Here is a 10,351-nt window from a genome sequence, read left to right as displayed (position 1 = left end):
CGACGGGTCCGGGACTCGCACCGTCCGACGGGCCCCGGACGCACGGGACTCAGGTGCTGGGCACGTACTTGTAGCCGACCCGCCGTACCGTCACGATCGACGACCGGTGCTCGGCGCCCAACTTGCGGCGCAGCCGGGCGACATGGACGTCGACGGTGCGGCCGTCCCCGACGTGCCCGTAGCCCCAGACCGTGGTCACCAGCTGGTCACGGGTGTGCACCCGGTGCGGATGCGCGACCAGATGGGCCAGCAGCTCGAACTCCAGGTACGTCAGGTCCAGCGGGCGGCCCAGGACCTGGGCGGTGCGCTGCTCGGGGTCGATCCGGAGGGTCTCGTCGCCGGTCGGTGCGGGTGCCTCGGGCCGTACGGCCGGTGGCGGCGCGGCCGGGGCGGGGGCCTGGTCGGCCGGCACCAGGACGAGGTAGCCGACCATCGGCGGCTGACCGGGCAGTGCCGGCAGGCTGTGCTGGGGCGCCGGGAGCCAGGTGGCGCCGGAGTTCAGCAGCTCCGCCACGGCAGGGACGCTGTCGCGCGCAGCGCCTCCACCCGGGGCGGTGGCGGGTGACGGGTGGGCCTCGTCGGGTGAGACGGCGCGCAGGCGGTGGCGGTTCGGGTGCGGGGTGGTGAGGGGGGACAGGGGGGCCGTCGTGGAACCGGCGGTCAGGGTACGGACGTTCGTCATCAGGAGTCAGCTCTTTCGCGCAGAGGGGCGTCGGGGACGTCGTGCGCGCGGGCAGGGCTGGGGACGCCGGTCAGCGGCGTCGATGAGGTGTGTGCGGGCCCGCGCTCAGTGCGCGCGGCAACACAGACGGTCGAAAGCGTGCGCCTGCCGGGACGGCCAGAAGGGCTCGAGGTCGCTGCGACCTGTCGCGGTGTCGGTGAGGCTGGCCATGGCCCCATTGAACCAGACAGTCGGTGATCTGTCCCTGGTGTGGGTGGTGGTGTGACGCGAATCCACCGCACTCGGGCGCCACATACCGCCGGACCGGGCGCGATTCCGTTCCGACTCGGCCTGTGAGGACAGGAGTTGGGGGCGGGGGAGGGAGTGGACGGGTGGCCGAAATCCGTTGTTGTCGATCGGTCGGCGGCCTGCTGTCGCCGTCCCAGGCCCGTCAGTGGCCTGCTACCGCGTATCCCCGGTCCGCTAGCGGCCTGCTGTCGCCAGTCCCCGGCCCCTCAGCGGCCTGTTGTCGTCCATCCCCCGTCCGCTAGCGGCCTGCTGTCGTCCATCCCCGGTCCGCCAGCGGCCTGCCACCGCGTATCCCCGGTTTGCCCGCCCTCCGGGTGTGCCGTGTGCCGTCCTGCGCGATTCCGGCTCCGATCGTCGCCCCCAGTGCGAGCGCGGTCAGATGGCCGGCGTCGGTGAACGTCCGCCCGCGGCGCAGTACGGGCCGTATCCCCAGGGCCAGCAGGCCGGCCGTGGCGGCGGTCCGGACGCCGCGGTGCGGGACGGACGCGGCGAGCGCGCCCAGGGTGGCGTAGAAGCCGTAGCTGGCACCGACGTCGACGGCGTGCGGGGTCGGGTCCTCGGGCCCGCGCAGGTGGGCGCGGGCGCGCAGGCCGGCGTGGACCAGCAGGCTGGCGCCGATGTGGCCGGTCGCGAAGACCCCCGTCGCGCGCCGCACTCCCCAGCGCCGCTCGGCCGTGCCGAGGACGGCGAGCAGTGCCGCGCCGTACGGCACCGGAAGCGGCTCCTCGACGAACCCGGCGCTGGTCAGCAGCGTGCTCCAGCGGCCGGCCCGCAGATTGGCGACGTTGGTGGAGTGGGCGCGCAGCAGCTCCGTCCGGCGGCGGGCGGGCAGCCGCGCGGTGGCGTACGCGCCGAGCTGGACGGCTCCGACGTACAGCGGTGCGGCCCAGGGCACCCGGGGCGGGAGGGACGGGCGGGGCCGGGGTGTCATCTCAGGCTCCCGTCGGCAGGCGCTTGCGCCAGTCCAGCGGGGCGAGGTCGATCACGCGGTCCGGATCGCCGTCCCACCGCACCTGCAGGCCCGCCCCGGCCAGCGCCGCGGCCACCGTCCGGCCGACCTCGGCCCGCTGCTCGCCCGGCACTTCCGCGGCGTCCTGGCCGGGGCCGGGGTAGGCGCCGTAGCGGACCGCGAGGCCGTGGCCCTCGGCGGCCGCCGCGGTGTCCTGGTGGTGGAAGAAGACGAAGCCCCGGTCGCCCTCGGCCCGATCGCCCCCTATCTCGCCCAGCGCGCAGTTGCTGCAACAGGTGAAGTCCATCCGGGCGGTCAGCCCCTGGTCCGCCAGCGCGGCGAAGGCCCGGGCGACCCGGTCGGGGTCGGTCACCTCCGGCCATTCGGCCTGCTCGGTGAGCCGCTGCTCCCACAGCCGCGCCACGATCCGCCGTGCCTCCTCCTTCGAGACCTCGGCCTCCGCGGGGTCGAAGCCGTCCTGGACGTCCCTGACGACCTCGTGGAAGGCGCGGAAGCCGGAGCGTATGCCGGCTTGGGCCCGCTCCTCGGCCTCCGCGCGGATCGCGGGGTCCAGGCCGGGCGTGGCGAACAGGTCGGCGGGCCGCCACTCCAGCGCCGTACTCCACGCCTGCCCGCCGCTGGCCCAGTCCAGGAACACCTCGACGACCCGCTCGGGGTCCGCGGCCGAGGCCGTGAAGTGCCGCTCCGGAGCGCCGTCGCGATGCTCCACGGCGAACGGCCCGTCGCCGTCCCGCCAGGTCTGTAGGTACACCTGGTCCTCGTCGGGCAGCCGCTCGACGACCGCGAAGTGGTCGCCGTCGGCGCCGATCCGCCGCAGCAGTCCGGCCAGCTCCGCGGCGGTGGGGCGGGAAAGGTCCGCCCCGGACTCGGTCTTGACGCTGATCGCAAGCATGATCCCAGCCTGCCATCCGCCACTGACATCGCCGCCGCCACTGGCAACGCCGCCGCCACTGACATCGCCGCCGCCACCGTCAATGCCGCCCGGCGGCCGGGGCGAACGCCGGACACGCGAAGGGGCCGGACCCACAGGTCCGGCCCCTCCCGTGCGCGCCAAGCTGTAGGCGCTACGGCGGTACGCGCTACGGCCCTACGCGCTACGGCCCTACGCCCTATGGCAGTTCGCGCTGCGGCCCGTCTCAGACCTGCTCGCGCCGCGCCAGCTCCGTGCAGCAGGTGTCCACGATCAGCCGGGTCACCACGTACGGGTCGACGTTGGCGTTCGGCCGCCGGTCCTCGATGTAGCCCTTCTTCTCGACCTCGACCTGCCAGGGGATGCGCACCGACGCACCGCGGTCCGAGGCGCCGTAGCTGAACTCGTCCCAGGGCGCGGTCTCGTGCGCACCGGTGAGCCGGTCCTCGATGCCGGTGCCGTACTGGCGGACGTGCTCCAGCGGCTTGCCGTCCGCGCCCAGCGCCTCGCAGGCGGTGATGATCGGGTCGTAGCCCTCGCGCATCGCGCGGGTGGAGAAGTTGGTGTGCGCGCCCGCGCCGTTCCAGTCACCCTTGGCCGGCTTGGCGTCCAGCGACGCGGTGACGCCGAACTCCTCCGCCGTACGGTGCAGCAGCCAGCGCGCCACCCACATGTGGTCGGAGACCTCCAGCGGCGGCAGCGCGCCCACCTGGAACTCCCACTGGCCCGGCATGACCTCGGCGTTGATGCCGGACAGACCGAGGCCCGCGGCCAGGCACAGGTCGAGGTGCTTCTCGACGATCTCCCGGCCGAAGATCGCGTCGGCGCCCACGCCGCAGTAGTAGTCGCCCTGCGGGGCCGGGAAGCCGCCGCCCTCGGGGAAGCCGAGCGGCCGCTCGCCCTTGAGGAAGGTGTACTCCTGCTCGATGCCGAAGATCGGTTCCTGGCCCGCGAACTTCTCCGCCACCGGGCGCAGCAGCGCACGGGTGTTGGAGGAGTGCGGGGTGAGGTCGGTGTTGAGCACCTCGCACAGCACCAGCAGGTGGTCCCCGCCGCGGATCGGGTCCGGGCAGCTGAAGACCGGTTCGAGGACGAGGTCCGAGGAGTGGCCCTCCGCCTGGTTCGTGCTGGACCCGTCGAAGCCCCAGCGCGGCAGCTTGCTCGCGTCGGCCAGGATCTTCGTCTTGGAACGGAGCTTGGCGGTCGGCTGGGTGCCGTCGATCCAGATGTACTCGGCCTTGATGGTCACGGGGTCCTCTTATACGGGTAGGTGCGGGTACGCGTGCGGGCGTACGTTCGCACTCTCGCAACGGGCCGTTTCTCGTCCGTTGCCCATATGTGAACCGCAGGTTACCCAGCCGGACATCCCGTCATTGGTAAGGGATTTTTCCCGTTATGCCCAGGAATCCATGGCGCTCCAGGGCCGTCTCCTGGCCGGTTATCTCCCGGTTTGCGGCTGATGGTGTGGCGCAGACCTCAGCCGCGCCCCTTCGCCACCCCCTCGGCGGGCGGCTTCAGCAGCCCCTCGAACCCCAGGTGTGTCACCCGCCGGACGAGCTCCGGACCGCTGATCCCCATCGCCTCCGCGGTGCGTCCCACGTGCCAGTCGTGGGCCGCCAGCCGGTGCAGCACATGACCGCGCCGGACCTGCTTGTCGGTCAGCCGGAACGTCTTGAGGTAGGCGACCCGCCCCTTGCCGTCGGTGATCGTTTCGCCGATGTGCTGGGTGCGGTGCAGCGCGAACGGCGGCAGGAACCGGGACAGCCGGAACCGCCCCATCCGGTACGCCTGCCGCACCTCGTAGGTCTCGTCCAGCAGCTCGCCCGCCATCAGGGCGGCGTGTTGCCCCTCCCACTCCTGCTGCCGGCGCTCGGCGGCGGACCGCAGCTCGGCGAGCGAGGTGATGTACTCCGCCGCGATCCGGAGCGTGAACTCCGGCACCGGACCGCCGTAGAGGGCGTACTGGTACATCAGCTCGCCGTACAGGTCCTGCAGCAGCGACGGGTGCAGCGCCCGGTAGTCGTCCGGGTGCGGCACCACGAAGGCGGCGGCCAGGGCGTCGGCGACGTACACCAGCACCCCGCACTGCCCGGGGTGGATCTCGAAGACCCGCAGCGCGTCGTCGAGCCCGGGGATCGCCTCGCCCCGGTAGGCCCGCTCCGCGCGCGGCGAGAGCCCGTCGCGGACCGCCCGCCGGGTCCACTCCTCCCACACGATCGGCGGGCCGCCGAAGTGCAGCGCCAGATAGCCGTCGAGCGCCAGATGGAGCGGCAGGAACCGCAGCCCGCCCGAGGGACCGCCGGACGCATTCCCCTTCCCGGGCCCCGTCGCGGCCCCCGTCCCGGCCCTCGTCCCCTCCTCCTTGCCGCGCCGGCGCTGTACGAGCTTGCGCGGAAGGTGCAGCGGCGCGCACACCACCGGGCCCCGCTCATCGCTCAGCTGCGAGCCGTACGCGGCGGCCGGCGACCCGTCGCCCGTCCAGTTCGCCACGAAACCGTGCGGAACGTACGCCGTGTAGGCCGTGCCGCGCTCGCCCCGGACCGTCAGCGGCCCGTCCTCGTACAGCTCGCGGTGCAGCCGCAGATCGGTGATCGGCTCCGCCCGCACCAGCGGGACCAGCCGGACCGCGCCCCACACCTGCGCCGGCCGGGCCCGCAGCCCGCTCAGATCCAGCCTGCTCATCCCGCGGCCCCCGCTGCACGGACCGGCTCCCCGTCCTCCGCCAGGAACTGCCGCACCCGCTCGTCCAGATGGGCCCGCAGCTCGGCGAGCCCGGTCCGGCCCTCGGCGAACCGCGCGAGCTGCACCAGCGCCGGCAGGTCCTCGGCGTCGCGCACCCCGGCCGTCGGCACCACGGGGGACAGCCGCCGCACCGTGAAGTCCTCGGCTTCGTAGACCGGGTTGAGGTGGACCACGGAGGTGGCGCCGCGCGGATCGAGCCGGGCCCGCCAGACCCGCAGCACCTCACCGGCCAGCCCGGGCGGCGCGTTGTCCCAGCCGTCCGAGACGATCACCAGCCGTTCGGGCGCGTACTCCAGCGCGTCCAGCACCCGCATGCCCAGCGGGGTCGGCCCGTACGGGCGGACCAGCAGCGCGTCCCGGCGCCCGGACGTCCACAGGGGCAGGTACTCCTCGGCCAGCGCCTCCAGCAGGAAGTGGCAGGCCAGCGCGGTCGCCAGCGGGCGGCGCCGCTTCTGCCGCGAGCCGGTGGTGGAGTAGCTGTCGTCCAGTACGGCCGCCACCCGGCCCCACGTCCCGGCCCGCGCCCCGGCGGTACGCCGCGCCGCGGCCCGCAGCGCGCCGGTCAGCTCGGCCCGGCGGGCGACCCGGTCGTCCAGCGGCAGCCCCAGGACGTACGAGGCGAGCCGGGTCAGCGGCATCCCGGTGAGATCGCGGTCCACCTCGGCACCGTGCGCACGGGCCGACTCCTGCACCCGCAGCCGCTCCCGCCGCGTCATCCGCGGGGCGATCCCCTCCAGGAAGGCCCGGCGCCCGATGCCGTGCGCCGCCGCGAACCCCTCGGCGACGGTGAACGGCAACTCGTACAGCGCGCCCTGCTCGTAGTGCGCCCGGCGCCAGGCGTCCAGCAGCGGGGTGTCGAACTGCTTCCGGCGGCGCGGCGCGAACAGGAAGTCGCCCAGCTCACCACCGTCATCGCCCGGCCCGTGCAGCGGCAGATGGGCGTGGCGCGCCGCGCACCTGAGGCCGGCCCGGTACTTCACCGCGTCCAGTGCCGGGTCCGGGCGCGCGGCGACCCAGTCGCGGATGATCGCGCGGGTCCGGCGGTTGTTCACCCCGGCTGCGCGAAGCGCCCGGAACAGGCGGTACACCCGCGGTGCGGGCAGCCGCGCCAGCCGGGCCGCGATCAGCCGTCCTTCGGTGCGCCGCCCGTCCGCCGTCGCCTCGCCCGCGGTCTCCAGCAGCCGGCGCACGATCAGCGCGGCGTTGTGGTCGTTGATGTCCAGGGCGAGCGAAGCGGCGTACAGCGGGCGGTAGTTGATGCGCACGTACTCGTGCAGGAAGTCCAGCGACAGCTGCTGTTCCGCCGCGCCGGAGCGGAACTCCCGCTGTCCGGTGGCCGTGATGGCGGCGTTCACGAACAGCAGCACGTCCTCGGCCGCCACCAGCTCCGGGCAGCTCTGCACCGGTGTCCTCCCCGTCGTCGGACGCCGGCCGGGGAATGGGGGCACGAACAGCGAATCGTTGCTTTGCAGAGCAGGTCCGGAAGTCGCACCGGAGTCCCGCGGCCGGCTGGGGGAAACGTAACACCGGGCGGGCGCGGCGGGCATGCCGATTACCGACCCGGGGACACGGCCCGGCCGCCCCGGGGAATCGGCCGTCCGCCGCCCGCCCCGGGGGACACTGGCCGCATGACGATCCTGCGCATCGGACTCCTCGGTACCGGCCCCTGGGCGCGCAGCGTGCACGCCCCCGCCCTCGCCGACCATCCCGGCGTCGCCTTCACCGGCGTCTGGGGGCGCCGCGCGGAGGCCGCCGCCGCCCTGGCCCAGGCCCACGGCACCCGCCCGTACGAGAGCCCCGACGAGCTGTGCGCCGACTGCGACGCCGTGGCCATCGCGCTGCCGCCGTCCGTGCAGGGCCCGTTGGCCGAGCGCGCCGCGCGGGCCGGCTGCCACCTCCTGCTGGACAAGCCGGTCGCCACCTCCGTGCCCGAGGCCCGGGCGGTCGCCGAGGCCGCCGACCGGGCGGGGGTGGCCTCGGTGGTGTTCTTCACCGCGCGGTTCGGCGCGGAGGAGGGCGAGTGGATCGCCGCGCAGGCGGCCGCGGGCGGCTGGTTCACCGCGCACGCCGACTGGCTCGCGCCGGTCTTCTCCGACGGCTCCACCAGCCCGTACGCCCACTCGCCGTGGCGCCGCGACAAGGGCGGCCTGTGGGACGTCGGCCCGCACGCGCTCTCCGTCCTGCTGCCCGTCCTGGGTGACGCGGAGGAGGTGACCGCCACCAGGGGCCCGGCCGACACCGTGCTGCTGGCGCTGCGGCACAGCAGCGGCGCGGCCAGCACCGCGACGGTCGGGCTGACCGCTCCGGCCGCCGCGGCCGGCGTCGAGGTGACCCTCCGCGGCACGGCCGGCGTCACCACCCTGCCCCGCCGTCAGCACGGCCCCGGACCGGCCTACCACCGCGCCCTCGACGCCCTGCGCGCCGCTGCGGAGACCGGTCTGCCGAACGCCTGCGACGTCCACTTCGGCCTGCGGGTCACCGAGATCCTGGCGGCGGCGGAGGAGTCCCTCACCCCGCTCATGCCTCAACGGTCATGAGTACATGGCGCATTTGGTCGTGGAGGGCATGAGAGATCGGCCGTAGCGTCGGTTCCGCCGGCCGGTCACCGTCCGGCCGCCGACCGCCCGAGCACCGCACCGAGGAGCACACCGTCGATGCCACCCGCCACCGGCTTCACCAGTTACGCCGACACCATCCTGGCCGCCCTCGCCCGCGACCCGGAGCGGCTCGCACTGACCGGCCCGGAGGGCCACCCCGACCTCACCGCGGGTGAGCTGCACGCCACCGTCCACCGCATGGCAGCGGTGCTCGACGCCCGCGGCATCGGCCGCGGCCACACGGTCTGCCTGCTCAGCGGCAACCGGCCCGAGGTGCTCGCGGTCCGCTACGCCGTCAACCTCCTCGGCGCCCGGGTGGTGTTCCTCTACGACGGCATGGCCGCCGAATCCCTGGCCCGGACGGCCGACAGCGTCGAACCGGCCCTGCTCGTCGTCGACCCCGAACTGCACGCCACCGCACGGGAGATACTCCGCCACCTGCCGGGCCCGCGCCCCGAGGTGCTGACCCTCGGCCCGGCGCCCGCCCCCGAGCTCGGCGCGGACCTGCTCGCCGCCTGCGCCGCGCTCCCGGCCACCCCCGAGGTACCGAGCCGGGCCCGCCCGGAGGACGACTGGTGCATCCGGCACACCGGGGGCACCACCGGCATCCCCAAGGGCGTCCGGATGGCGCACGCCCCCTACGGCGCGATGCTCGCCCACATGGCACCGGAGCCCGGGGACCGGCCCGCCCGGTTCCTGGTCTGCACCTCGCTCGCCCACCTGGCGGGCATCCTGTCCGACCTCACCCTCGCCGGCGGCGGCACCGTCGTCCTGCACCGCACCTTCGACCCCGCCGCCGTCCTCGCCGCCGTCGCCCGCGACCGCATCACCGACCTCTGGCTGCTGCCCCCGCTCCTCTACCGCCTCCTCGACGACCCCACCCTCCCCACCACCGACCTCAGCTCCCTCACCCGCATCACCTACGGCGGCTGCCCCGCCTCGCCCTCCCGCCTGCTGCAGGCCGCCGAGGTCTTCGGCCCGGTGCTGCACGGGATGTACGGCATGTCCGAGGCGATGAGCATCAGCCTGGCCCTCCCGGAGGACCACGTGCCCACCGGGCCCGGCGGCCGGATCACCGTCGGCCGCGCGCTGCCCGGCGTGGAGATCGCCGTCCGGGACGCGGCCGGCCGCGACCTGCCGACGGGGGAGCCGGGCGAGGTGCACGTCCGCTCCGCCGGTGTGATGGCCGGCTACTGGAAGCAGCCCGAGGAGAGCGCGCGGGCCCTGCCCGGGGACGGCTGGCTGCGCACCGGTGACGTCGGCTGCCTGGACGACGAGGGCCGGCTCTACCTCGTCGACCGGGTCAAGGACGTGATCATCGTCGTGGGCGGCCACGTCCACCCGGCGGAGATCGAGGACCTGCTGCACACCCACCCCGCGGTCGCCCACTGCGCCGTCTACGGGGTGCGCACCGCGGACGAGACCGAGGAGGTGCACGTCGCGGTCGTCCCCGCCCCGGGCCGGACCGTGGGCCTCGCCGACCTCCGCGCGTTCGTCACCGCGCACAAGGGCGCCATGTACGCCCCGGCCGCCGTCCACGTCGTCGACGCCATCCCGCTCACGCCGGTCGGCAAACCCGACAAGACGGTGCTGCGGGCGGGTGCCGCCACGGCCTGACGACGACCCGCGCGAAAGCCCCTGGCCAGCGCCCCAAATCGGCTCTGGCCAGGGGCTTTTGTCAGTGCCGGCCGGTAGAATGGGAACCAGTCAGTGAGGGTTTTCCCAGCGCTCCAGGAGGTCGCCCGTGGCTGTTGCCGTAACGATGACGAAGCCGCTCCCCGCCCACCCGCTGCCCAAGAAACCACTGCCCGCCGGCTGGCCCCGCGAGCGGTACGAATCCCACAACCGCCGCCTGAAGGCCATGCGCCTGGCCATCGCCCTGCTCGACACCGGCGTCTACCGCCCCGAGCAGGCCCCCAACCACCGGATCCGCAGCACCGCCGCCCGGATAGGGGTGCACGCCCCCTCCGACACGACCTGCCGCCTGGTGCGCGCGCTGCTCTACGACAACTGCTGACGGCCCGCCGACACACGCCCGCGCTTCGCGCCACCTGCTGACGACACCGGCGGGGGGGGGGGGGGGGGGCCCCCCCGCCCCCCCCCCCCGCCCCCCCCCCCCCCCCCCCCCCCCGCCGCCCCCCCCCCCCCCCCCCGCCCCGCCC

At 74.7% G+C, this 10,351-nt stretch carries 9 protein-coding genes; 3 read left to right on the top strand and 6 right to left on the bottom strand.

The features are described 5' to 3' along the window. Positions 1 to 49: 49 nt before the first annotated feature. The 6 genes from AB0E02_RS34810 to AB0E02_RS34785 form a co-directional block, all read right to left on the bottom strand. On the bottom strand, positions 50 to 682 hold the full coding sequence (locus AB0E02_RS34810) for a winged helix-turn-helix domain-containing protein (RefSeq protein ID WP_362147281.1): 633 nt from the start codon (positions 680 to 682) through the stop codon (positions 50 to 52). A gap of 526 nt (positions 683 to 1,208) precedes the next feature. After that, complete coding sequence (locus AB0E02_RS34805; protein ID WP_362147278.1) at positions 1,209 to 1,901, bottom strand: rhomboid-like protein; 693 nt, start codon at positions 1,899 to 1,901, stop codon at positions 1,209 to 1,211. A 1-nt stretch (position 1,902) separates the two neighbouring features. Then, entirely contained in the window at positions 1,903 to 2,832 is a 930-nt protein-coding gene (locus tag AB0E02_RS34800) for a hypothetical protein (RefSeq protein ID WP_362147275.1), read from the bottom strand. A 244-nt stretch (positions 2,833 to 3,076) separates the two neighbouring features. Beyond that, entirely contained in the window at positions 3,077 to 4,099 is a 1,023-nt protein-coding gene (gene glnII / locus AB0E02_RS34795) for a glutamine synthetase (protein ID WP_362147272.1), read from the bottom strand. A 227-nt stretch (positions 4,100 to 4,326) separates the two neighbouring features. After that, positions 4,327 to 5,532: a hypothetical protein gene (locus AB0E02_RS34790; RefSeq protein WP_362147269.1), complete on the bottom strand. Its 1,206-nt coding sequence runs from the start codon at positions 5,530 to 5,532 to the stop codon at positions 4,327 to 4,329. Beyond that, positions 5,529 to 6,995 carry a hypothetical protein gene (locus AB0E02_RS34785; RefSeq protein WP_362147266.1) on the bottom strand — a complete coding sequence of 489 codons (1,467 nt, stop codon included), beginning with the start codon at positions 6,993 to 6,995 and terminating at the stop codon, positions 5,529 to 5,531. Before AB0E02_RS34785 ends, AB0E02_RS34790 begins: the two co-directional genes overlap by 4 nt. A 225-nt stretch (positions 6,996 to 7,220) precedes the next feature. On the opposite strand from AB0E02_RS34785, the gene AB0E02_RS34780 reads away from it, so the two are divergent. From AB0E02_RS34780 to AB0E02_RS34770, 3 genes are all read left to right on the top strand, one after another. Next, complete coding sequence (locus AB0E02_RS34780) at positions 7,221 to 8,129, top strand: Gfo/Idh/MocA family oxidoreductase (protein ID WP_362147263.1); 909 nt, start codon at positions 7,221 to 7,223, stop codon at positions 8,127 to 8,129. Between the two features lie 117 nt (positions 8,130 to 8,246). Then, a complete protein-coding gene (locus tag AB0E02_RS34775) occupies positions 8,247 to 9,806 on the top strand; it encodes an AMP-binding protein (RefSeq protein ID WP_362147260.1) in 1,560 nt (519 codons plus the stop codon). Positions 9,807 to 9,933: 127 nt separating this feature from the next. Then, positions 9,934 to 10,206 (top strand): hypothetical protein, encoded by a 273-nt coding sequence (locus AB0E02_RS34770; protein ID WP_261951908.1) that lies wholly within the window; start codon positions 9,934 to 9,936, stop codon positions 10,204 to 10,206. Positions 10,207 to 10,351: the final 145 nt, after the last annotated feature.

Source organism: Streptomyces sp. NPDC048196, assembly GCF_040652715.1.
Classification (GTDB): domain Bacteria; phylum Actinomycetota; class Actinomycetes; order Streptomycetales; family Streptomycetaceae; genus Streptomyces; species Streptomyces siderophoricus.
Note: the sequence above shows the minus strand (reverse complement) of the source record. Positions and strands in the feature narration are given on the sequence as shown.

Coding starts and splice junctions, on each gene's coding strand:
- AB0E02_RS34805 (WP_362147278.1), bottom strand. CDS start 1,901: ATGACACCCCGGCCCCGCCCGTCCCTCCCGCCCCGGGTGCCCTGGGCC.
- AB0E02_RS34800 (WP_362147275.1), bottom strand. CDS start 2,832: ATGCTTGCGATCAGCGTCAAGACCGAGTCCGGGGCGGACCTTTCCCGC.
- AB0E02_RS34810 (WP_362147281.1), bottom strand. CDS start 682: ATGACGAACGTCCGTACCCTGACCGCCGGTTCCACGACGGCCCCCCTG.
- AB0E02_RS34780 (WP_362147263.1), top strand. CDS start 7,221: ATGACGATCCTGCGCATCGGACTCCTCGGTACCGGCCCCTGGGCGCGC.
- AB0E02_RS34790 (WP_362147269.1), bottom strand. CDS start 5,532: ATGAGCAGGCTGGATCTGAGCGGGCTGCGGGCCCGGCCGGCGCAGGTG.
- AB0E02_RS34775 (WP_362147260.1), top strand. CDS start 8,247: ATGCCACCCGCCACCGGCTTCACCAGTTACGCCGACACCATCCTGGCC.